Annotated in this window: 21 protein-coding genes and 1 pseudogene; 18 read left to right on the top strand and 4 right to left on the bottom strand. The window is 37.7% G+C overall.

The window, feature by feature from the left end; translation table 11 throughout:
• The first annotated feature begins 156 nt into the window (after nucleotides 1–156).
• From secA to AC0ONG_RS24600, 9 genes are all read left to right on the top strand, one after another.
• On the top strand, nucleotides 157–2,664 hold the full coding sequence (secA, locus tag AC0ONG_RS24640) for a preprotein translocase subunit SecA (RefSeq protein WP_000579374.1): 2,508 nt from the start codon (nucleotides 157–159) through the stop codon (nucleotides 2,662–2,664).
• A 144-nt stretch (nucleotides 2,665–2,808) separates the two neighbouring features.
• Nucleotides 2,809–3,907, top strand: a protein-coding gene (gene prfB, locus AC0ONG_RS24635) for a peptide chain release factor 2 (protein WP_097807990.1) whose coding sequence is annotated in 2 segments (ribosomal slippage) — nucleotides 2,809–2,880 and nucleotides 2,882–3,907 — 1,098 coding nt in all. Because the reading frame shifts where the segments join, the coding sequence is not laid out codon by codon here.
• Nucleotides 3,908–4,346: 439 nt separating this feature from the next.
• A complete protein-coding gene (cccB, locus tag AC0ONG_RS24630; protein WP_000727971.1) occupies nucleotides 4,347–4,670 on the top strand; it encodes a cytochrome c551 in 324 nt (107 codons plus the stop codon).
• A gap of 284 nt (nucleotides 4,671–4,954) precedes the next feature.
• Nucleotides 4,955–5,641: a cell division ATP-binding protein FtsE gene (ftsE, locus tag AC0ONG_RS24625; protein ID WP_000594331.1), complete on the top strand. Its 687-nt coding sequence runs from the start codon at nucleotides 4,955–4,957 to the stop codon at nucleotides 5,639–5,641.
• Nucleotides 5,631–6,524 carry a permease-like cell division protein FtsX gene (gene ftsX / locus AC0ONG_RS24620; protein WP_000645028.1) on the top strand — a complete coding sequence of 298 codons (894 nt, stop codon included), beginning with the start codon at nucleotides 5,631–5,633 and terminating at the stop codon, nucleotides 6,522–6,524. Before ftsE ends, ftsX begins: the two co-directional genes overlap by 11 nt.
• A gap of 118 nt (nucleotides 6,525–6,642) precedes the next feature.
• Complete coding sequence (locus AC0ONG_RS24615) at nucleotides 6,643–8,079, top strand: S41 family peptidase (protein WP_474204353.1); 1,437 nt, start codon at nucleotides 6,643–6,645, stop codon at nucleotides 8,077–8,079.
• 91 nt (nucleotides 8,080–8,170) lie between these two features.
• Nucleotides 8,171–9,373, top strand: coding sequence for a PDZ domain-containing protein (locus tag AC0ONG_RS24610; RefSeq protein WP_000261257.1), 1,203 nt, complete (start codon nucleotides 8,171–8,173; stop codon nucleotides 9,371–9,373).
• Between the two features lie 226 nt (nucleotides 9,374–9,599).
• Nucleotides 9,600–11,315, top strand: a complete 1,716-nt coding sequence (locus AC0ONG_RS24605) for an ABC transporter ATP-binding protein (RefSeq protein WP_000944606.1) — start codon at nucleotides 9,600–9,602, stop codon at nucleotides 11,313–11,315.
• A gap of 65 nt (nucleotides 11,316–11,380) precedes the next feature.
• The gene (locus AC0ONG_RS24600; protein WP_000637523.1) at nucleotides 11,381–11,692 is read left to right on the top strand and encodes a heavy metal-binding domain-containing protein; all 312 of its coding nucleotides are present in this window, start codon (nucleotides 11,381–11,383) and stop codon (nucleotides 11,690–11,692) included.
• Between the two features lie 102 nt (nucleotides 11,693–11,794).
• On the opposite strand, the gene AC0ONG_RS24595 is transcribed toward AC0ONG_RS24600, so the two are convergent.
• Genes AC0ONG_RS24595 through AC0ONG_RS24580 form a run of 4 tightly spaced genes read right to left on the bottom strand, consistent with a single transcriptional unit; the run spans nucleotide 11,795 to nucleotide 14,020 of the window.
• Nucleotides 11,795–12,109, bottom strand: a complete 315-nt coding sequence (locus AC0ONG_RS24595; protein ID WP_136997771.1) for a macrolide transporter — start codon at nucleotides 12,107–12,109, stop codon at nucleotides 11,795–11,797.
• Between the two features lie 47 nt (nucleotides 12,110–12,156).
• Entirely contained in the window at nucleotides 12,157–12,702 is a 546-nt protein-coding gene (locus tag AC0ONG_RS24590; RefSeq protein WP_136997769.1) for a flavodoxin family protein, read from the bottom strand.
• Between the two features lie 4 nt (nucleotides 12,703–12,706).
• Complete coding sequence (locus AC0ONG_RS24585) at nucleotides 12,707–13,075, bottom strand: MerR family transcriptional regulator (protein WP_136997767.1); 369 nt, start codon at nucleotides 13,073–13,075, stop codon at nucleotides 12,707–12,709.
• 51 nt (nucleotides 13,076–13,126) lie between these two features.
• On the bottom strand, nucleotides 13,127–14,020 hold the full coding sequence (locus tag AC0ONG_RS24580) for a LysR family transcriptional regulator (protein WP_001100016.1): 894 nt from the start codon (nucleotides 14,018–14,020) through the stop codon (nucleotides 13,127–13,129).
• Between the two features lie 151 nt (nucleotides 14,021–14,171).
• Here AC0ONG_RS24580 and AC0ONG_RS24575 point away from each other — a divergent pair, with 151 nt between their 5' ends.
• From AC0ONG_RS24575 to uvrA, 9 genes and pseudogenes are all read left to right on the top strand, one after another.
• Nucleotides 14,172–15,194, top strand: coding sequence for a YeiH family protein (locus AC0ONG_RS24575; RefSeq protein WP_136997765.1), 1,023 nt, complete (start codon nucleotides 14,172–14,174; stop codon nucleotides 15,192–15,194).
• Between the two features lie 235 nt (nucleotides 15,195–15,429).
• Entirely contained in the window at nucleotides 15,430–15,627 is a 198-nt protein-coding gene (locus AC0ONG_RS24570; protein ID WP_000538364.1) for a helix-turn-helix transcriptional regulator, read from the top strand.
• Nucleotides 15,628–15,684: 57 nt separating this feature from the next.
• Nucleotides 15,685–15,756: pseudogene (locus AC0ONG_RS24565) on the top strand (ATPase); the annotation flags it as partial.
• Between the two features lie 17 nt (nucleotides 15,757–15,773).
• Nucleotides 15,774–16,001 carry a hypothetical protein gene (locus AC0ONG_RS24560; RefSeq protein ID WP_000524121.1) on the top strand — a complete coding sequence of 76 codons (228 nt, stop codon included), beginning with the start codon at nucleotides 15,774–15,776 and terminating at the stop codon, nucleotides 15,999–16,001.
• Nucleotides 16,002–16,100: 99 nt separating this feature from the next.
• Nucleotides 16,101–16,862 carry a MerR family transcriptional regulator gene (locus AC0ONG_RS24555; protein ID WP_000260349.1) on the top strand — a complete coding sequence of 254 codons (762 nt, stop codon included), beginning with the start codon at nucleotides 16,101–16,103 and terminating at the stop codon, nucleotides 16,860–16,862.
• Nucleotides 16,859–17,479, top strand: a complete 621-nt coding sequence (locus tag AC0ONG_RS24550) for a hypothetical protein (protein WP_000025208.1) — start codon at nucleotides 16,859–16,861, stop codon at nucleotides 17,477–17,479. Before AC0ONG_RS24555 ends, AC0ONG_RS24550 begins: the two co-directional genes overlap by 4 nt.
• A gap of 44 nt (nucleotides 17,480–17,523) precedes the next feature.
• Entirely contained in the window at nucleotides 17,524–17,955 is a 432-nt protein-coding gene (locus AC0ONG_RS24545; RefSeq protein ID WP_000151993.1) for a DUF4362 domain-containing protein, read from the top strand.
• A 150-nt stretch (nucleotides 17,956–18,105) separates the two neighbouring features.
• Entirely contained in the window at nucleotides 18,106–20,082 is a 1,977-nt protein-coding gene (uvrB, locus tag AC0ONG_RS24540; RefSeq protein ID WP_000441044.1) for an excinuclease ABC subunit B, read from the top strand.
• 5 nt (nucleotides 20,083–20,087) lie between these two features.
• Nucleotides 20,088–22,964 (top strand): excinuclease ABC subunit UvrA, encoded by a 2,877-nt coding sequence (uvrA, locus tag AC0ONG_RS24535; RefSeq protein WP_000045590.1) that lies wholly within the window; start codon nucleotides 20,088–20,090, stop codon nucleotides 22,962–22,964.
• The last annotated feature ends 23 nt before the right edge of the window (nucleotides 22,965–22,987 follow it).

The raw sequence follows: 22,987 nt of genomic DNA, 5'->3' as shown, positions 1-22,987 counted from the left end.
AAGTGTTACAATTATCATTAGGTATATACATTTTAGTTTTTTTAATTAGGAGAAAAATTGGCATAACATACATTTGATTTTTACAACGACTGATTGTAATAGAGAAAAAGAAAACAATCGGAAGTTTTATTTTAATAAAAGAGGAGCGTATTTCCTATGATCGGTATTTTAAAAAAGGTGTTTGATGTAAACCAACGCCAAATTAAACGTATGCAAAAGACAGTTGAGCAAATTGATGCATTAGAGTCATCTATTAAGCCACTAACTGATGAACAATTAAAAGGAAAGACGCTTGAATTTAAAGAACGTCTAACAAAAGGTGAAACAGTAGATGATCTACTACCGGAAGCTTTTGCAGTTGTTCGCGAGGCGGCAACTCGTGTTCTTGGAATGCGTCCATATGGCGTACAGTTAATGGGTGGTATTGCCTTACATGAAGGGAATATTTCTGAGATGAAAACGGGTGAAGGTAAAACGTTAACATCTACATTACCTGTATATTTAAATGCTTTAACAGGAAAAGGTGTTCACGTTGTTACAGTCAATGAATACTTAGCACAACGTGATGCGAACGAAATGGGACAACTTCATGAGTTCCTTGGCTTAACGGTAGGAATTAACTTAAATAGTATGTCACGCGAAGAGAAACAAGAGGCTTATGCTGCTGATATTACGTATAGCACAAATAATGAGCTTGGATTCGATTACTTACGTGACAACATGGTTTTATATAAAGAGCAGTGCGTTCAACGTCCACTTCATTTTGCTATTATCGATGAAGTCGATTCTATTTTAGTCGATGAAGCACGTACGCCGCTTATTATTTCGGGACAAGCTCAAAAATCAACAGAGCTATACATGTTTGCAAATGCATTCGTTCGTACGTTAGAAAATGAAAAAGAGTATTCATTTGATGTGAAAACGAAAAATGTAATGTTAACAGAAGATGGTATTACGAAAGCAGAGAAAGCTTTCCATATTGAAAACTTATTCGATTTAAAACATGTAGCACTTCTTCACCATATTAATCAGGGGCTTCGTGCACACGTTGTTATGCACCGTGATACAGATTATGTTGTACAAGAAGGCGAAATCGTAATTGTAGACCAATTCACTGGTCGTCTTATGAAAGGTCGTCGTTATAGCGAAGGATTACACCAAGCAATTGAAGCAAAAGAAGGTGTAGAAATTCAAAATGAAAGTATGACACTTGCGACAATTACATTCCAGAACTACTTCCGTATGTATGAAAAATTATCTGGTATGACTGGTACAGCGAAAACAGAGGAAGAGGAATTCCGTAACATTTACAATATGAACGTTATTGTAATTCCAACAAACAAACCGATTATTCGTGATGATCGTGCTGATTTAATCTTTAAATCAATGGAAGGTAAGTTCAATGCTGTTGTTGAGGATATTGTAAATCGTCATAAACAAGGGCAACCTGTTCTTGTAGGTACAGTTGCAATTGAAACTTCAGAGCTTATTTCAAAAATGTTAACGCGTAAAGGTGTACGTCATAACATTTTAAATGCGAAAAACCATGCACGTGAAGCAGATATTATTGCGGAAGCTGGTATGAAAGGTGCTGTAACGATTGCGACGAATATGGCTGGTCGTGGTACAGATATTAAGCTTGGAGATGATGTGAAAATCTTCGGTCTAGCAGTTATCGGTACAGAACGTCATGAAAGCCGTCGTATTGATAATCAGTTACGTGGTCGTGCTGGTCGTCAAGGGGATCCTGGTGTGACGCAGTTCTACTTATCGATGGAAGATGAATTAATGCGCCGATTTGGTTCAGATAATATGAAAGCAATGATGGATCGTCTTGGTATGGATGATTCCCAGCCAATTGAAAGTAAAATGGTTTCTCGAGCGGTAGAGTCTGCACAAAAACGTGTTGAAGGAAATAACTATGATGCACGTAAGCAGTTATTACAATACGATGATGTACTTCGTCAGCAACGTGAAGTGATTTATAAGCAGCGTCAAGAAGTAATGGAATCGGAAAACTTACGTGGCATTATTGAAGGTATGATGAAATCTACAGTAGAACGTGCTGTTGCGCTTCACACACAAGAGGAAATTGAAGAAGATTGGAACATTAAAGGTCTTGTTGACTACTTAAATACAAACCTTCTTCAAGAAGGAGACGTAAAAGAAGAAGAATTACGTCGCCTTGCTCCTGAGGAAATGAGCGAACCGATTATCGCGAAATTAATAGAGCGTTACAATGACAAAGAAAAGCTTATGCCAGAAGAGCAAATGCGTGAGTTTGAGAAAGTTGTTGTATTCCGCGTTGTAGATACAAAATGGACGGAGCATATTGATGCGATGGATCACCTTCGTGAAGGTATTCATTTACGTGCTTACGGTCAAATTGATCCACTTCGTGAGTACCAAATGGAAGGATTTGCGATGTTCGAGTCAATGGTTGCTTCTATTGAAGAGGAAATTTCTCGTTACATTATGAAAGCTGAAATTGAACAAAACTTAGAACGTCAAGAAGTTGTTCAAGGTGAAGCTGTTCATCCATCTAGCGACGGCGAAGAAGCGAAGAAAAAGCCAGTTGTAAAAGGTGACCAAGTGGGCCGCAACGATTTATGTAAATGTGGTAGCGGTAAAAAATATAAAAACTGCTGTGGTATTGTTCAGTAATATAGGGCGGTAGCTTTGGCTGTTTTGCAAACTTTTATATCAAAAATGTATAATTAAGAAGGGTTAAACTCTCTCCGTAATAAGTGGAGAGAGTTTCCCTTGTTTTCATACGAAAGTAACAGCAATTACATAGAGGTGAAGGAAATGGAATTAGTAGAAATTAGACAGGAATTAGAGAAAATGGCTAAGCGATTAGCGGCTTTTAGGGGGTCTCTTTGACCTTCCTACTAAGGAGAAACAAATTGCAGAATTAGAAGAAAAAATGATGAGCGCAGGATTTTGGGATGACCAACAAGGCGCGCAAGCTGTAATTAATGAAGCGAATGCGTTAAAAGATATGGTTGGAAGTTTCCGTCAATTAGATGAAACGTTCGAAAATTTAGAAGTAACGCATGAGCTTTTAAAAGAAGAATACGATGAAGATTTACATGAGGAATTAGAGTCAGAAGTAAAAGGCTTAATTCAAGAAATGAATGAGTATGAGCTTCAGTTACTATTAAGTGATCCTTATGATAAAAATAATGCAATTTTAGAATTACATCCAGGTGCAGGTGGAACTGAGTCACAAGACTGGGGTTCTATGTTATTACGTATGTATACACGTTGGGCTGAAAAACGTGGATTTAAAGTAGAAACGGTTGACTATTTACCAGGTGATGAAGCTGGTATTAAGAGTGTAACTTTATTAATTAAAGGTCATAACGCTTACGGTTACTTAAAAGCAGAGAAAGGTGTACATCGTCTTGTACGTATTTCACCATTTGATTCTTCAGGTCGTCGTCATACGTCGTTCGTATCTTGTGAAGTTGTACCAGAGTTCAATGATGAAGTTGAAATTGAAGTACGTACAGAAGATTTAAAAATTGATACGTACCGCGCAAGTGGAGCGGGTGGGCAGCACGTTAATACGACAGATTCAGCAGTTCGTATTACACATACACCGACAAATACAGTTGTAACGTGTCAGTCGGAACGTTCTCAAATTAAAAACCGTGAGCATGCGATGAAGATGTTAAAAGCGAAATTATATCAAAAGAAACTAGAAGAACAACAGGCACAATTAGATGAAATCCGCGGGGAACAAAAAGAAATCGGATGGGGTAGCCAAATCCGTTCTTACGTATTCCACCCGTATTCTCTTGTAAAAGACCACCGTACAAATACGGAGGTTGGTAACGTACAAGCAGTTATGGATGGAGAGATTGATCCATTTATTGATGCCTACTTACGTTCTCGCATCTAATAAGTGAAAAAAAGCCAACTAAATTGTTGGCCCACGCTGAGGATATAGAGGATATAAAGAATTTGATTTTATTTTTATAGATGAAGTAAAGAGGAAGAGAAGTTGGAAACGACAACTTCTCTTTTTGATGGGATTATATGTAGATTACAATGGTGTATATTGTTTTGTAAAAAGTAGAGAATAGTAAAATAGAGCGATAATAGGGTAAAGATTTATATAGAACATTTCTAATTTTCCTTTTAAAAAGGATTCTTTATAGAAGTTTTTTAAGCTGTTCACAGAATTGAAACAACTTATGAAAGCTTTATTTTATCAAGGTTCTCACTGTATTTTTGAGGAATATGAAATACACCTTAGTTTTTCTATATAAAGATAATGCTTATAATGAAAATGAGTGTGTTAGGAATAAAAAGAATATCAACAATGGGGAGCGATAGAAGTGAAAAAGAAATTGTTGGCTATTGCGCTAGGGACATCGGTTGTTTTTGCTTTAGGAGCATGCGGAAATAAAGAAGAGAGTAAGTCTTCGAAACAGTCTGCAAGCACAGACAGCGCAGAACAAATTTTCCAAAGAAGTTGTGCTGGATGTCACGCGACAGATTTATCAGGGGCAACTGGACCTGATTTAAGAAAAGTAGGCGGTAAGTACGACGCTGCAGATATCGAAGAGATTATTAAAAAAGGCCGCGGTTCAATGTCACCAGGACTTATTCAAGGTGAAGATGCGAAAAAAGTATCTGAATGGTTAGCTGAACATAAATAAAAAAGGTGAACTGGACGAGTTGATAATATAGGTCAACTCGTTTTCCTTTTCATTTATGTAACATAACTGTAACAAAAATGTATCCGAACTGGAAACCGTTTGATGTTACAATGGGGTTTGTAGAATTTTGCTGAAATATATTACATAGAGTGGTATTGCTTATGAGAAAGCATAAGTAAACTACCTTCAACAAGGATGACTAAGTGAAAATGAAGGATGTCTTTTATTTTCAGATGTACAGAAAAGTATTTCGAAAAAAATCATTAAGTATTGGGTGATAAATAATGATAAAAATGACGAATGTTTATAAGGAGTACCCGAATGGTATGAAAGCCATTGCTGGTCTTACAGTTAACATTAAACAAGGTGAGTTCGTATACGTAGTTGGACCGAGTGGAGCCGGAAAATCTACATTTATTAAAATGATGTATCGTGAAGAGAAGCCATCTACAGGATCAATTAATGTAAATGGACTTGTTATTGAAACATTGGCAGAAAGAGATGTTCCATATTTTCGTCGTCAATTAGGCGTAATTTTCCAAGATTTTAAATTACTACCTAAATTAACGGTATATGAGAATGTTTCGTTTGCTTTAGAAGTAATTGAAGAAGAACCAGATGCAATTCGTGAGCGTGTAACAGAGGTTTTAGGTCTTGTAGGTCTTGAAGATCGTGCAGATGCAATTCCAAGTGAACTTTCAGGTGGAGAGCAACAACGTGTTGCGATTGCAAGAGCGATTGTAAATCGACCAAAGGTTGTAATTGCCGATGAGCCAACAGGTAACTTAGATATTGAAACAGCTCTTGATATTATGAAGATTTTTACTCGCATTAATGAGCGTGGTACAACAATTGTTATGGCGACGCATAATGCAGATATCGTAAATACAATCCGTCATCGTGTAATCGCGATTGAAGGCGGAAAAATTGTTCGAGACGAGATTGAGGGAGGATACGGATATGAAGGCTAAGACCCTTAGTCGACATTTGCGAGAAGGTGTAAAGAATCTATCACGTAACGGATGGATGACATTTGCTTCTGTTAGTGCAGTAACAGTTACATTATTACTTGTAGGTGTCTTTTTAACAGCGATTATGAATATGAACCATTTTGCGACGAAAGTAGAGCAAGATGTAGAGATTCGTGTACACATTGATCCAGCTGCGAAAGAAGCTGATCAAAAGAAATTAGAAGAAGATATGAGTAAGATTGCAAAAGTAGATTCTATTAAATATTCTTCTAAAGAAGAAGAGTTAAAACGTTTAATTAAAAGCTTAGGTGATAGCGGAAAAACGTTTGAGTTATTTGAACAAGATAACCCACTTAAAAACGTATTCGTTGTAAAAGCAAAAGAACCAACAGATACAGCGACAATCGCGAAGAAGGTTGAAAAAATGCAGTTTGTCAGTAATGTTCAGTACGGAAAAGGGCAAGTTGAACGATTATTTGATACTGTAAAAACTGGTCGTAACATTGGGATTGCGTTAATTGCTGGTCTTTTATTCACAGCAATGTTCTTAATCTCTAACACAATTAAAATTACAATTTATGCTCGTAGTACAGAAATTGAAATTATGAAACTTGTTGGTGCAACAAACTGGTTCATTCGTTGGCCATTCTTGCTAGAGGGGTTATTCTTAGGAGTATTAGGATCAATTATTCCAATTGGCCTAATTCTAGTTACGTATAATTCGTTGCAAGGTGTGTTTAACGAAAAACTTGGCGGAACAATTTTCGAGCTTCTACCATACAGTCCTTTCGTATTCCAATTAGCTGGTTTACTAGTGTTAATCGGTGCGTTAATCGGTATGTGGGGAAGTGTAATGTCAATTCGTCGTTTCTTAAAAGTATAAAAAGTTGCAAACATAATTCGTACAAGCTTATCATATAGTAGAAATAGGTAAAGGCATCACACACTGTGTGATGCCTTTTGCTACACCACCTGTGTGTTTTGGAAAGGGGAATTCCGCATTGAAACGTAGAGTTGCAATTATTGGAATGGTTGTTGCATTTTTAATTGGTGCTGGCGGAATGTTTGCAGGCATGTCTGTATTTGGGGTTAACCCAGCAGAAGTAACGCAAACAATTTCGAGTGGGAATGCTAGCACTGCGCAAGGGAATTTGGCAAAAATTAATGAGGCGTATGCACTAATTGATTCACGTTATGTGGAAGACGTGAAAGATGAAAAGTTAGTTGAAGGTGCAATACAAGGCATGTTGTCTACGCTGAAGGACCCTTATTCCACGTATATGGATAAAGAAACAGCCAAACAGTTTAGTGAATCGCTTGATCCTGAATTAGAGGGGATTGGGGCTGAGGTGAACAAAACGGACGATAAGCTTATTATCGTATCGCCAATTAAAGGTTCACCAGCAGAAAAGATAGGAATTAAACCGAATGACCAAATTTTATCTGTAGATGGAAACAGTGTGAAAGACTTATCACGTGAAGAAGCAGTATTAAAGATCCGTGGTAAAAAAGGAACGACTGTCGCAATTGAAATTAAACGTGCGGGAGTAACTGATCCGATTGTATTTAAAATTAAGCGTGAAAAAATTCCGATCTTTACAGTGTTTAGTTCTGTGAAGCAAGAGAGCGGAAGAGATATCGGTTATATGCAAATCACTTCTTTTGCTGAAAATACAGCGAAGGAATTTAAGGATCAGTTAAAAGAGTTAGAGAAGAAAAATATAAAAGGCTTAGTTATTGACGTGCGTGGTAATCCTGGTGGCTATTTAAATAGTGTAGAAGATATACTGGGAGAAATTATGACGAATAAAAAGCCGATGCTACAAGTAGAGCAGCGAAATGGTGAGAAGAAGAAATTCTCTACGGAACTGAAAGAGAGAAAACCATATCCAATTTCAGTATTAATTGATAATGGAAGTGCTTCTGCTTCAGAGATTTTAGCTGGTGCACTGAAGGAAGGAGAAGGATACGATTTAATTGGTGAAAAGACATTTGGTAAAGGTACTGTCCAGCAAGCTGTTCCATTTAAAGACGGCAGCAACATTAAATTAACGATGTTTAAATGGTTAACACCGGATGGGAACTGGATTCATAAAAAAGGAATCACGCCAACAGTAGAAGTGAAGCAACCAAATTATTATCATGCGACACCAATTCAAATTGAAAAAACACTTTCATACAATTCAAATGATGTACAAGTAAAACATGCTCAAGAAATGCTTAAGAGCTTAGGATATGTACCAGGTCGTGAAGATGGATACTTTAGTAAAGAGACAGAATCAGCGCTGAAAGCATTCCAAAATGCGAATGAAATGGAAGCGACAGGACAGCTTGATAAAAAGACAGCTGAAGCGATTCAAACTAAAATTATCGAAAAAATCCGTTCTGGAGAAAATGATCTACAATTACAGTCAGCATTAAAATTAATGGCAAAATAAGAAGAAATACAGGCAGTTTGCTGCCTGTATTTTTTTGTGTTAAACAAACGTTTGTTTAGTTATGATAATATAAAAAGAAAGAATGATATAAATGGTGGTGAATGAGTTCGTGGAGTCGTGGATTTTTGAAATAATGCGGGCAGTTGGACGTTTTTTCTTACACCCTGCTGTCTATATATTTGTAATAAGTAGTATCTTCGTTGGATACTTACGTATGTTAAGAGAACGAAAAGATTTTTCTTTTAAAGTTTATGATATTTGGTTTGAACTGCGAACCTCTCTATTTGCAGGGATTGGATACGGATTAGTAGTATCTATTATTACGATTGGGCTTGGACTTGTTGTTTCTAAAGCAAGCTTATGGGCCATTTTAATTTGGACATTACTATTTGGATTAACGGCTATGTATCGATATTTATCAGCGGCTTATACATTTAGCATTGCGATTGTATGTGTTCTATTATCTTCTAAGCTACCAGTTTCCTTCTTACAGCTTCGAGAAGGTGAAGAGAATACCATTGTATCCCTTGCTATTTTGCTAGGCGTTATGCTTATTGTAGAAGGCTTATTGATTTCTAAAAACGCAGTAGGATATTCTACACCGAAGATTAGGAAGGGGAAGCGTGGATTAAAGATTGGTTTACACGAATCAAAGCGTTTATGGATCGTTCCTATTTTTATTCTTGTACCGGGTGATGCGGTAACGCAGTTTATTTCATGGTGGCCTGTCGTTTCAATAGGTTCAAATACATATTCTCTATTTCTCGTTCCATTTTTAATTGGATTTATGAGAAAGATTAAAAGTTATGAGCCGACGGAAGCTTTATTATTTACAGGAAGACGTGTTTATGGGTTAGCAGGACTTGTGCTCGTTTTAGGAATCGCAAGTTACTGGTGGCATGTACTTGCAATTATCGCGATGGGAGTCGCAATGCTTGGGCGTTTCACAATTTCGATGCAAGAGAAAATTACTGATGAAACAAGACCAGCGTATTTTGCTGCACGCAATGATGGGCTCGTTGTACTAGATACAATCCCAAATACAATTGGAGCAGAGCTAAAATTACTACCTGGAGAAATTATTACGAAAGTAAATGGAGTCATTCCAAAAAGCGCCGAGGAATTTTATGATGCGCTTCAAACGAAGACGACAGGAGCATTTTGTAAATTAGAAGTATTAGATACAAATGGTGAGCTTCGTCTTGCACAAACTGCATTATATGCTGGTGGACATCACGAATTAGGTATTGTATTCGTTGAGCAGGAGCATGAGTGGGATTCGGAAGCGATGTAATAGAAGGAATGGTATCACCTTGTGGTGGTACCTTTTTTTGTTTTGGGGGAGGGTAGTTAGTAAATGAAATTTATATCGGCGATTATTTGAATATATCGACTCTCTGGAAAAAATGACAAATACCAAAAATCTTATTTTTAGTTTCATAGACGGATAACTTGAATAATTATTTGATAATGGTTATCATTTAGAGAGTCTTTTTAATTTTGGAAAATGGAGGTAAGATATGCTGCGTAAATTTTTTTCTTACTATAAACCGTATAAAGGTTTATTTATACTCGACTTTTCTTGTGCGGTTGTCGCAGGATTACTAGAACTTGGCTTCCCGCTTATCGTAAATCAATTTATTGATAAGTTATTGCCAGGACAAAACTGGACGCTTATTTTATGGGCTTGTTTCGGTTTACTTGCAGTGTATATATTAAATGCAGGCTTACAATATGTTGTTACATATTGGGGACATATGCTTGGTGTTAACATTGAAACGGATATGAGGCAGAAATTATTTGATCATATTCAAAAGCTATCATTTAGATTTTTTGACAATAATAAAACAGGTCATTTAATTTCACGTCTTACAAACGACTTAATGGAAATTGGGGAAATTGCTCACCATGGACCAGAAGATTTATTTATCGCTATTATGACTTTAGTTGGGGCATTTTCATTTATGATGATGATCAACTGGAAGTTAGCGCTATTAACGTTCTTCGTCATTCCATTCTTATTATGGTTAGCACTTTACTTCAACAAAAAAATGACAGGTACATTTAGACGTTTATTCTCAGACGTTGCTGATTTCAATGCATGTATTGAGAATAATGTTGGTGGTATTCGCGTAGTACAAGCATTCGGAAATGAAAAGTTTGAGAAAGAGCAATTTGCTGTTAACAACGCTCGTTTCCGCACAACGAAATTAATGGCGTATAAAATTATGGCATTAAATTCATCGATTAGTTATATGCTCATGCGTCTCGTAACACTCTTCGTCTTAATATGCGGTACATGGTTTGTTCTGCAAGGTGAATTAACGTACGGTGGATTTATTGGATTCGTTCTATTAACGAATATTTTCTTCCGCCCAATTGAAAAAATTAATGCGGTAATCGAAAGCTATCCGAAAGGGATCGCTGGTTTTAAGAGATATGTAGAGCTTCTTGAAACAGAGCCAGATATTGTAGACTCTAAAGGTGCGATGGAAGTTAAACATGTACATGGTGATATTCAATATAACAACATTACGTTCGGATATGAAAATAAAGAACCGATTTTAAATGACATTAGTTTGAACATACATGCAGGTGAAACGGTTGCGTTCGTTGGACCATCAGGAGCTGGAAAAACAACGTTATGTAGTTTACTCCCACGTTTTTATGAACAATCGTCTGGTTCAATCCAAATTGATGGTATTGATACGAAAGATATGACATTATCTTCACTTCGTAAACAAATTGGAATTGTGCAGCAAGATGTGTTCTTATTCTCAGGAACGATTCGTGAAAATATTGCTTATGGAAATTTAAAGGCGTCAGAAGCTGAAATTTGGCAGGCGGTAAAACGTGCGCAGTTAGAAGACTTAATTTACTCACAACCAGACGGTTTAGATACCGTTATCGGTGAGCGTGGTGTGAAACTTTCTGGTGGACAGAAACAGCGTCTAGCGATTGCTCGTATGTTCTTGAAAAACCCACCAATTTTAATATTAGATGAAGCGACTTCTGCATTAGATACAGAGACGGAACTAGCGATTCAAAAATCGCTTGCAGAACTATCTGTCGGCCGTACAACATTAGTTATCGCTCACAGGCTTGCAACGATTAAAAATGCAGATCGTATCGTCGTTGTAAATAAAGATGGTATTGCAGAACAAGGTTCGCATGAGGAACTAATTGAGCAAGGCGGAGGATACAGCCGATTATACGAAGCTCAGTTCAGTTCATAAATATAATTTCTGCTGAATTAGTGCACCATAAGTAAGTGAAAATCTTATATGGGAGGCTATAAAGCATGATTGTAACAACAACGTCTACAATTCAAGGAAAAGAAATTATTGAGTACATCGATATCGTCAATGGAGAAGCGATTATGGGCGCGAATATCGTTCGTGACCTTTTCGCTTCTGTTCGTGACGTTGTCGGCGGTCGCGCGGGTGCTTATGAAAGTAAATTAAAAGAAGCGCGCGACATCGCAATGGAAGAAATGAAAACTTTCGCAAGACAAAAAAATGCGAATGCAATTGTTGGTATCGACGTGGATTACGAAGTAGTTCGCGAAGGAATGCTAATGGTTGCGGTGAGCGGGACTGCTGTCCGTATATAAAAGTAAAAAGCCGTGCATCAGCACGGCTTTTTACTTTTATATGTCGAAGTTTCAATATTTCTTGGGAAATGCGGAAGGTCCCGTCGATATATAGGGAAGACATTAGAGTACTTCTTTACATTTTTGAATTTGAGTTAATAATTTTGCGTATTCTTGTTCGAGAGATGTGATGTCATCGTGATGATTTGGTATGGAAATTCGGCCAATGATTTCTGTTAATTTTGTTTGTAATCGTAATAAATCTTGTTCAGTAACGTTTACAGAATCCCCGGTTGTTCTTTTTGTGTATTGCTCGTAATTACCATGGAATATTCTTGGTTCACTCTCATCTACTTGTAGAATATGGTCTGCAACAGAGCGAATAAAGGCACGGTCATGGCTAATGAAAAGTATTGTGCCAGGGTATTCTTGTAACATAATTTCTAATTCTTCTTGCGTCGCTAAGTCTAACTAGTTTGTCAAACTTATTTCTGTTCGCTATTTTTGAATTTATTATTATACAATTGTGCTTTTGCCAGCGCCTCAGCATCGTTTTGGATTTCATCTAGTCCATTCGCATCCCCAATAATATATCCTTCAAATGATGAACCAACAAAATCAAAGATGTATTGAAACTGAGCGATAAGCGGCAATGCTTTCAGTTTTGGATTGTCTCCGCCAACGATGACAACATACATTTTTTTGCCTTTCATTTTTTCTTTGAAATGAAGAGATGTATCGCGCAAGCTTTGTGACCAACGATCGACGAAGTTTTTCATATGTCCGCTCATTCCGTACCAGTATAGCGGTGTAGCAAAGATAATTGTGTCGTGCTCTAACATGCGTTTCGTTAACTGCTCATAATCATCATTTACAGGTTGGAATCCTTCTGTATCATGGCGCTTATCTGTAATAGGATAGACTGTGTGATCACGTAAATAAATTTGTTCTGTTTCAATTCCATCAATCATCATATGTGTTAAAGCTTCCGTATTTCCGTTTTTTCTTGAACTGCCATGTATAACAAACATGTAATCATCCCTTTTCTTTTGCTTGTTTTAGGAGTGAAACGTGTTTTTGCAAATTTGTTTGGATGTTGGAAAGCAATGAGATTTGCTTTGTTACTTCATTGAGTTTATCTTCATAAAGCGTAAGAATGCTGCTGCACGGATTGTCGTATAGGTGCGGTTCAATTGCAAGGCAACGCAGCATCCTTGCTGTCTCTTCTAAATTTAAGCCAATTTGTAAGTACATTTGAATAAGTTCTACTTTTTCGATGGCACTTTCATTAAAATCACGGTAGCCATTTGCGAGGCGCTTAGAAGGGAGTAGTCTCTTTTCTTCGTAATGTCTTAGTGATCTTTCACTAACGCCAGTTTCTTTTGATAATTCTCCAATTCGCAATGTGTTTCACTCCTTTTACATGTATTGTAAACCTTCACACTAATGTGAAGGTCAATGCTGTTTTTTCGCAAAAGAGTCTACATGATTTAAAAACACCTGAATGGCTTTAGACGGGATGAAGTATTTGCCGCGCACGATGGAGAATGGACGGATGAGTTGTTCATTTGGAACTTCGACGTGGAATAGCTCTTTTGCCAGTAGCTCTTTTCGTACAGTCCAATCAGAAAGTATAGCGATGCCAAGTCCGGCACTAACTGCTTCCTTAACGCTTTGGATACTACTAAATGTAAAGAATCGTTTCATTTTCAAATGGTGTTGATGAATAAAGCGGTCACTATAAGCGCGTGTACCAGAACCACTTTCTCTTAATACCCATACTTGATCTTGGAGTGTACTTTCATTTATTTCATTTGTGCGGAGCAGTGGATGATTTGGAGGGACGACGAGCTTCATTTCATCTTGCATAAACGTTTCAACGTCAACGTCGGCGTATACGACTTGCCCTTCCACTAAGCCGATATCGATTTGATTAGAGCGAAGGCTTTGTAAAACGTCTTCTGTATTTGAGATAAAGGTATGAACTTCGACGTGTGGATTTTCATTCGCATAGTTAGCCAGTATTTTTGGAAGTAAGTATTCGCCAATTGTGAAACTAGCACCGATGCGAAGAGTTCCTGTTACAACGTTATGTAATTCGTTAATTTCTTGTTTGGCTTCTTCGTAAAGAGAGAGCATTTGCTTTGCATGTATATATAGTATGTTTCCAGCCTCCGTCACTTGGACGTGCTTTGGGGAGCGCTGAATAAGAGTAGTGCCAAATTCGTTTTCTAAGTTGCGTATATGCATACTTACGCCAGGTTGTGAAAGGTTTAATAATTCTGCTGCACGGGAGAAGTGTTTCTGTTCAACGACAGTAACAAAAATTTTTAAAATGTCTACGTTCATATAATGGGCTCCTTTCTTTTTCTATCATCTTATCATAAGTATTTCTGATGATAGAGATTTGGTATTGGTATTAAACTTATTATAGAAACTCTCTTATAATGTAAGTAGAAAGAACATGCATGTTCCAATACGATTATTGGAGTGGTTCAAAGTGGAACAAACACTTGTTATACAAAAGAAGAAGGGCTTTGGATTTTCGCAAGGAATTGGGATTACATTATTAATCGCAATTGCCGCGAAATATTTAGCAGAGCTTCCATTTTTAAATATTATGGGACAATTAGTAATTGCTATTCTAATTGGGATGGTTTGGCGAGCAGCTATCGGAGTTCCACAAGAAGCGATAGCTGGAACGAATTTCGCGAGTAAGAAGTTACTTCGCTTTGGGATCATCTTACTTGGAATGCGATTAAATCTTGTTGATATTGCGAAGGCAGGGCCGAAAGTATTGGTCATCGCTGCGGTTGTTATTGCATTTACGATTTTCGTTGTATATGGACTAACGAAAGTATTTAAAGTAGAAAAGAAACTCGGAATTTTAACAGCGTGTGGAACAGCAATTTGCGGTGCGGCAGCGGTCGTGGCAATTGCACCGCAAGTGAAAGCAAAAGATGACGAAACAGCAGTTGGAGCAGCGATTATCGCAATTTTAGGTACTATATTTACGCTTATTTATACGTTATTATATCCAGTGCTTGGTTTATCTCCATACGGTTACGGTGTATTCTCAGGTGCGACGCTGCATGAGATCGCCCATGTCATCGCAGCTGCGGCACCAGGAGGAAGCACGGCTGTAGACATCGCAGTTATCGTGAAATTAACGCGCGTTGCAATGCTTGTGCCAGTAGCGATTTTAATTGGATTATGGTTTGGTAAGAGTGAAGGTAGCGAGGAAAAAAAATCGTGGCGCGATCTTCCAATTCCGTGGTTCATCTTCGGATTTTTAGCGATGAGTGCAGTGCATTCGCTCGGGGTTATACCAGAAGTTGTTGCCGGCTACATTGTTGTCATTGCTTACATGCTGATTGCAATGGCGATGGCGGGGCTTGGTTTAAATGTAGAGTTTAAAACGTTCCGTAAGTTAGGAAGTAAGGCATTCGTGGCGGGGCTGATCGGCTCGGTTTGCCTTTCTATTCTTGGATACGTTCTTGTATATGCGTTAGGATTTATGTAGTAGGACGAAGAAGCTGTTCCAAAAGATATTTTGGGACAGCTTTTTTCTTATGCTTATAGTGCTATCGATGTCGATATATTAAAAAAACGCTGATATAAATTGAACTACTCTTGTACTTTGTTAGAGTAGATGTTTAGTGAAATGTTTTTCTAAAATTTGTAAGGATATCTTTACTTGTTGCTGGAAAATATTTATAATTTAAGTAAAGATATCTTTACTTTTGAAGGTGGATCCTATGGGTGTGAAAAATAAAATAAAAGAGTTAAGAAAGCAAAATCATATAACACAAGTTGAAATGGCAAAGGCGATGCAGGTGACGCGGCAGACGATAGTGGCGATTGAAAATCATCATTACAATCCGAGTCTAGAGTTATCCTTAAAAATCGCCAAGTATTTTGGAGTGAAGGTGGAGGAAATCTTTACGCTGGAGTAAGGGAGAAAGAAAATAAATGATAAGTTTGAGAGATTTCAATTAGATTAAACGTTTAAATATATAAGGATTGGTTTTGGTTTATTGATAAGTATCGCATCAACGAGCGTGTTAGCAACAAGGAATAGATAGAAAAAAGGGGAACTGGGATGGGATTACCGGTATTATGTGTCGCTACGGCTATTTTTGCTTTGTTTTGGGGAATGCAAAACTTTTCTCGTAATCCAGTGCCAAGTATTTGTATTATGATTGGTACTGTAGGTTTAACGTATTATTTATTAGTATTAGCCCATTATCATAAAACGGCAACGAGTGTTGTTGTTGGAGCACTTATTTTATTTTGTGGGCGCGCCATACAAAAGGGGTTATTTCCATAAAAGCTGTTTATACACTTTGTATAAACAGCTTTTTGTATTTTTTTACAAATTACTTGAAAGTTACGTAACGTCATCTTTTATAATGAAGGGGAAGAGGTGATGGTAGTGATTTCAATACAAGAATTGACGAGAGAAACAGGGGTTACAGTACGTACATTACGTTATTACGATCAAATAGATTTGTTAAAGCCGAGCGGGAAAACAGAAGGTGGGCATCGTTTATATAGTGAAGTTGACGTAATAAGGCTGCAACAAATTTTATTTTTAAAGGAAATGGGATTTTCATTAAAAGAGGCTGCGAATATGTTAGTAAAAGGTGAGCTTAACTTAAAGGATTCTCTTGAAAAACAACTTCGGTTTGTACAGGAAGAACAAAAGAAATTTAATCGAATGGAGCGTGTTTTACAAGCTGTTGTTTATTCGGTAGATGTGGAGGGAGATCTTGATTGGAAAGTTATGTTTGAACTTATTCAGCTTTCGAAACAGTCTCCTCGTATACGTGAAATATTCCAAAATGAAGTGTTTTCAAAGGAAGAACAAAAGTTGCTTCACAATTTGCCGAATATGAGTGAAGAAGATCCGAATGTTTTAGAATGGGTAGATTTATTAAAGCAATTCCGTACTTTTATGAAGGAAGGTAAAGAAGCTGCTAATGATGAGGTACAAGGGGCAACGAAAAAATTAATGCAGAAGTGTTTAGAAATGGCTAATGGTGACGAAGCATTTTTAGATAAGTTATGGGAAGTTAGAAAATCGAAGGAAGATTCACAGAAAATGAGCATGTATCCAATTGAAGAAGAACTTTTAATATATATGGATGAAGCTTTTCGTATTTATGATGAAAAGGAGAAGGATAAATGAGTATACTCGCAGAATATCGTTGGTATTTTTTAATTGGGGCAGAAATTGTATTTTGGTTATCAGCTATCGGTTTCTTTTTACTCCGTTACGGATTCCGTTTGAAAAAGGCGAGCTTTATTATGGGGATTGTACTCCTCGTAAATGAAGTGTTTATTTTAACATTAGGGGTAGTGGACTATTATCAAACAGGAAAGTTCTCTAATTTTCAAATCATTACTGTAATTATTTTATTGTATGCAGTTTTCTACGGGAAAAAGGATTTGAAGAAGCTGGATATATTTGCGCAAAAGCTAGTTGCGAAATGGCGTAATGAACCAGCGCCAATTATGGAAGAGCACGTAGAATTAACAGGTATGGCCTATGCGAAGCAGGAAATAAAAAATTGGGTATTACATCTTGTTTTATTCGTTGGTGTGCACATATTCTTTTTCTTTGCGTATGGATTTATTTCGTTTGAACAATGGGGTAATTGGTTAGAATCGGGAATCGTTTTAAATAAAGCTGCAAGTCGCGTGAGCCAAGTGTGGGCAATTATATTTTTAGTTGATACAGCGATTTCATTTTCATATGTGATTTTTCCGAAGAAGGAGAAAGGAAAAGAAAAGCTACTTTCATAGTTGAAAGTAGCTTTTGGGTATACAAATAATTTTTATAGGAGAGGATGACAATAGGAAAAAGAATCAGTTTTATATGTCTATTTCTCTTTAGTTTAGTAGCATGTGCACCATCTAACACTACAATTAACAAGAAGAATGATGTCATTGTAAAGGGAACCAGGATTTCCAATCTAGATAAATTCGAGCAGTTCGTTTGGAATGTGGAACAAGGGAAAGTTGATGAAATAAGAATTGTACAGTATACCGATGAAGGTGACCCGGTTTTTCAAACGTTAGAGCATAGTGGGAAAGATATCCTTTATGTGTTAGATAGTAGACAAGACAAATTTGCTGGTGAGGATAAAAGGTTATATAAAGATAGCTGTAAAAGGATTGTTAAAGAGCAGCGTGAATCGCAAACGGCTTATAGGTTAATAGACTGTGTGAATGAAAATGGGCGCAATGGATATGACTTAGTATATGTACCTAAAAAATAGAGTTAGTAGAGGAAGGAAGTATTTACTCCTTCCTTTTTCTATGTGTATATTGTCGAAAACTTTACCGAATATCTGTTCGTTTTTTTAGGTTTTTTATAGGTATTCGTGGTAAAATAATAATACAGATTTTTATGAGGAGGTCGGATTTTCTTGGAACGTCAATTTGAAATTGTCTCAGCGTATTCCCCGCAAGGTGATCAGCCGGTAGCTATAGAGAAGCTTGTAGAGGGAATTAATAGTGGAAAGAAAAAGCAAGTGTTGCTTGGAGCGACAGGAACGGGTAAGACATTTACGATTTCAAATGTCATTAAAGAAGTGCAAAAGCCAACACTTGTCATGGCTCACAATAAAACATTAGCAGGTCAGTTATATAGTGAGCTAAAAGACTTTTTCCCGAATAATGCAGTTGAATATTTTGTTAGTTATTACGATTATTATCAGCCAGAAGCGTATGTACCACAAACAGATACGTTTATTGAAAAGGACGCGCAGATTAATGATGAAATTGATAAATTGCGTCACTCGGCAACGTCTGCATTATTTGAACGGGACGATGTAATTATCGTTGCGAGTGTATCGTGTATATATGGTTTAGGTTCTCCTGAAGAATACCGCGAGTTAGTTGTGTCACTTCGAGTTGGTATGGAGAAGGACCGCAATCAATTGCTTCGTGAACTTGTTGATGTACAGTATGGACGTAATGATATTGATTTCAAGCGTGGTACATTCCGTGTGCGCGGAGATGTAGTTGAAATCTTCCCAGCATCACTTGATGAGCATTGTATTCGGATTGAATTTTTCGGCGATGAAATTGATCGTATTCGTGAAGTAAATGCGTTAACAGGTGAAGTATTAGCAGAACGTGATCATGTAGCAATCTTCCCAGCATCTCACTTCGTTACACGTGAAGAGAAAATGAAGGTCGCTATTGAAAATATCGAAAAAGAATTAGAAGAGCGTTTAAAGGAATTAAATGATAACGGTAAGTTGCTAGAAGCACAGCGTATAGAGCAACGTACACGTTATGATTTAGAAATGATGCGCGAGATGGGCTTTTGTTCAGGGATTGAAAACTATTCCCGTCATTTAACACTTCGTCCAGCGGGTGCAACACCGTATACGTTATTGGACTATTTCCCGGAAGATTTCTTAATTGTTATGGATGAGTCGCACGTATCAGTGCCACAAGTAAGAGCGATGTATAACGGGGACCAAGCACGTAAGCAAGTGCTTGTGGATCATGGATTCCGTCTGCCGTCAGCTTTAGATAATAGACCGCTCATGTTTGATGAGTTTGAGGAGAAAACAAATCAAGTTATTTACGTTTCGGCGACGCCAGGACCGTACGAGTTAGAGCAGTCACCAGAAGTAATAGAACAAATTATTCGTCCAACAGGGCTTTTAGATCCACCAATCGATATACGACCTATTGAAGGTCAAATTGACGATCTATTAGGAGAGATTCAAGATCGTATTGCAAAAAATGAACGTGTACTAATTACGACTTTAACGAAGAAAATGTCAGAGGATTTAACGGATTACTTAAAAGATGTAGGAATTAAAGTGAACTATCTTCACTCTGAAATTAAAACGTTAGAACGTATTGAAATTATTCGTGACCTTCGCCTTGGTAAGTTTGATGTACTTGTCGGTATTAACTTATTACGAGAAGGATTAGATATTCCAGAAGTATCACTTGTAGCGATTTTAGATGCAGATAAGGAAGGGTTCTTGCGTTCAGAACGTTCGTTAATTCAAACGATTGGTCGTGCGGCGCGTAATGAAAACGGCCGCGTTATTATGTACGCAGATCGCATAACGAGATCGATGGGAATTGCAATTGAAGAAACGCAGCGTCGTCGTACTATACAAGAAGCTTACAATGAAGAGCATGGTATCACGCCGAAAACGATTCAAAAAGGCGTTCGTGATGTAATCCGTGCAACGACAGCGGCTGAAGAGACAGAAACATACGAAGCAACTCCTGCTAAGAAAATGACGAAAAAAGAGCGCGAAAAGACAATTGCGAAGATGGAAGCAGAGATGAAAGAAGCAGCAAAAGCGTTAGACTTCGAGCGTGCAGCTGAACTAAGAGATTTACTATTAGAATTAAAAGCGGAAGGGTGAAAAGAGTGAGTAAGAGCAAGGATTTTATCGTTGTAAAAGGTGCTAGAGCACATAACTTAAAAAATATTGATGTAACCATTCCGAGAAATCAGCTTGTTGTTGTAACGGGATTGTCTGGTTCGGGGAAATCATCATTAGCATTTGATACGATTTATGCAGAAGGGCAGCGCAGATATGTAGAATCGTTATCTGCGTATGCGCGCCAGTTTTTAGGACAAATGGATAAGCCGGATGTAGATACGATTGAAGGATTGTCACCAGCGATTTCAATCGATCAAAAAACGACGAGTCGTAATCCACGTTCAACTGTCGGAACAGTGACGGAGATTTATGATTATTTACGTTTATTATTTGCACGAATTGGTACGCCAATTTGTCCGAATCATGGGATTGAAATTACATCACAAACAGTCGAGCAGATGGTAGACCGTGTTCTTGAATATCCTGAGCGTACGAAATTACAAGTGTTAGCGCCTATCGTGTCTGGGCGTAAAGGAGCGCATGTGAAAGTACTTGAAGATATTAAGAAGCAAGGGTATGTTCGTGTACGTGTTGATGGTGAAATGCTTGATGTGTCTGAAGAGATTACGTTAGATAAAAATAAGAAGCATTCCATTGAAGTTGTAATTGACCGTATTGTTGTAAAAGAAGGAATCGCAAGCCGTCTTGCTGATTCACTTGAAAGTGCATTAAAGCTTGGCGGAGGCCGAGTGTTAATCGATGTAATGGGAGAAGAGGAACTTCTATTTAGTGAACATCATGCTTGTCCGCATTGTGGTTTTTCAATCGGAGAATTAGAGCCGCGTATGTTCTCATTCAACAGTCCGTTCGGAGCATGTCCTTCTTGTGATGGACTTGGTTCAAAGCTAGAGGTAGATTTAGAACTTGTTATTCCGAACTGGGATTTATCATTAAATGAACATGCGATTGCTCCATGGGAACCGACAAGCTCACAATATTACCCACAGCTTTTACAATCTGTATGTAATCATTACGGCGTTGATATGGATGTGCCTGTGAAAGATATACCGAAAGATTTATTTGATAAAGTGTTGTACGGAAGCGGTGAAGAGAAAGTTTATTTCCGTTATGTAAATGAATTTGGTCAAGTAAAGGAAAATGAGATTTTATTTGAAGGTGTTATTCCAAATATCGAACGTCGTTATCGTGAAACGAGTTCTGATTATGTCCGTGAGCAAATGGAAAAGTATATGGCAGAGCAAGCTTGTCCGAAGTGTAAAGGTGGACGCTTAAAGCCTGAGAGTTTAGCTGTTTTCGTTGGTGATAAAACGATTGCTGATGTAACGAGGTATTCTGTTCAAGAAGTACAGGAATTCTTCTCGAATGTGGAGCTAACGGAGAAACAACAAAAAATTGCTCATTTAATTTTAAGAGAAATCCAAGAGCGCGTTGGGTTCTTAGTGAACGTCGGTTTAGATTATTTAACGTTAAGTCGTGCCGCAGGAACTTTATCAGGTGGTGAGGCGCAGCGTATTCGTTTAGCGACGCAAATTGGTTCTCGTCTTACTGGCGTACTTTACATTCTTGATGAGCCTTCTATCGGTTTACATCAGCGCGATAACGATCGTCTTATTCGTACGTTGCAAGAAATGCGCGATTTAGGTAATACATTAATCGTTGTTGAGCATGATGAAGATACAATGATGGCTGCTGATTATTTACTTGATATCGGACCGGGTGCAGGTATTCACGGTGGGCAAGTTGTATCGGCAGGGACACCAGCTGAAGTGATGCAAGATGATAATTCGTTAACAGGAAAATATTTAAGCGGTAAAGAGTTTATTCCAGTTCCACTTGAAAGACGTAAAGGTGACGGACGTAAAGTGGAGATTGTCGGCGCAAAAGAGAATAACTTAAAGAATGCAAAAATGTCATTCCCACTCGGTACGTTTGTAGCGGTAACAGGTGTATCTGGATCAGGTAAAAGTACGATGATTAATGAAGTACTATATAAATCGTTAGCGCAAAAGTTATATAAAGCGAAAGCGAAGCCAGGTACTCATAAAGAGATTAAAGGTCTTGAACATTTAGATAAAGTAATTGATATTGATCAATCGCCAATTGGTCGTACACCACGTTCTAATCCAGCGACGTACACAGGTGTATTCGATGATATTCGTGATGTGTTTGCACAAACGAACGAAGCTAAAGTGCGCGGATATCAAAAAGGACGTTTCAGCTTTAACGTAAAAGGTGGCCGTTGTGAAGCGTGCCGTGGAGATGGAATTATTAAAATCGAAATGCATTTCTTACCAGATGTGTATGTTCCGTGTGAAGTTTGTCACGGTAAACGATATAATCGTGAAACGTTAGAAGTGAAATATAAAGATAAGAATATTTCTGAAGTGTTAGGGATGACAATTGAAGATGGAGTAGAATTCTTCGCCAATATTCCTAAAATTAAGCGTAAACTTCAAACGCTTGTAGATGTTGGGCTTGGTTATATGAAATTAGGTCAACCAGCAACAACATTATCTGGTGGGGAAGCACAGCGTGTGAAATTAGCTTCTGAATTACACCGTCGTTCTACAGGTCGTACGTTATATATTTTAGATGAGCCAACGACTGGTTTACATGCGCATGATATTGCACGTCTTCTAGAAGTGCTGCAACGTCTTGTTGAGAGTGGTGAGACAGTACTTGTAATTGAACATAATTTAGATGTGATTAAAACAGCTGATTATATCGTTGACCTTGGACCAGAAGGCGGGGACAAAGGTGGACAAATCGTCGCTTCGGGAACGCCAGAGCAAGTAGTAAAAGAAGAGCGCTCGTATACTGGTAAGTATTTAAAAGAGATTTTAAATCGTGATAAAGCAAGAATGAAAGAGAAAATAAAAGAAGTAGAGTTATCGCAATAAGTTTATTGATGAAAACCGAGTGG

This window comes from Bacillus sp. TCT6, from assembly GCF_056033845.1.
Note: the sequence above shows the minus strand (reverse complement) of the source record. Positions and strands in the feature narration are given on the sequence as shown.

Coding starts and splice junctions, on each gene's coding strand:
- AC0ONG_RS24595 (WP_136997771.1), bottom strand. CDS start 12,109: ATGTTACAAGAATACCCTGGCACAATACTTTTCATTAGCCATGACCGT.
- AC0ONG_RS24570 (WP_000538364.1), top strand. CDS start 15,430: ATGGGTGTGAAAAATAAAATAAAAGAGTTAAGAAAGCAAAATCATATA.
- AC0ONG_RS24550 (WP_000025208.1), top strand. CDS start 16,859: ATGAGTATACTCGCAGAATATCGTTGGTATTTTTTAATTGGGGCAGAA.
- ftsE (WP_000594331.1), top strand. CDS start 4,955: ATGATAAAAATGACGAATGTTTATAAGGAGTACCCGAATGGTATGAAA.
- AC0ONG_RS24580 (WP_001100016.1), bottom strand. CDS start 14,020: ATGAACGTAGACATTTTAAAAATTTTTGTTACTGTCGTTGAACAGAAA.
- AC0ONG_RS24545 (WP_000151993.1), top strand. CDS start 17,524: ATGACAATAGGAAAAAGAATCAGTTTTATATGTCTATTTCTCTTTAGT.
- AC0ONG_RS24610 (WP_000261257.1), top strand. CDS start 8,171: ATGGTGGTGAATGAGTTCGTGGAGTCGTGGATTTTTGAAATAATGCGG.
- AC0ONG_RS24555 (WP_000260349.1), top strand. CDS start 16,101: ATGGTAGTGATTTCAATACAAGAATTGACGAGAGAAACAGGGGTTACA.
- AC0ONG_RS24600 (WP_000637523.1), top strand. CDS start 11,381: ATGATTGTAACAACAACGTCTACAATTCAAGGAAAAGAAATTATTGAG.
- secA (WP_000579374.1), top strand. CDS start 157: ATGATCGGTATTTTAAAAAAGGTGTTTGATGTAAACCAACGCCAAATT.
- AC0ONG_RS24590 (WP_136997769.1), bottom strand. CDS start 12,702: ATGTTTGTTATACATGGCAGTTCAAGAAAAAACGGAAATACGGAAGCT.
- AC0ONG_RS24605 (WP_000944606.1), top strand. CDS start 9,600: ATGCTGCGTAAATTTTTTTCTTACTATAAACCGTATAAAGGTTTATTT.
- AC0ONG_RS24560 (WP_000524121.1), top strand. CDS start 15,774: ATGGGATTACCGGTATTATGTGTCGCTACGGCTATTTTTGCTTTGTTT.
- ftsX (WP_000645028.1), top strand. CDS start 5,631: ATGAAGGCTAAGACCCTTAGTCGACATTTGCGAGAAGGTGTAAAGAAT.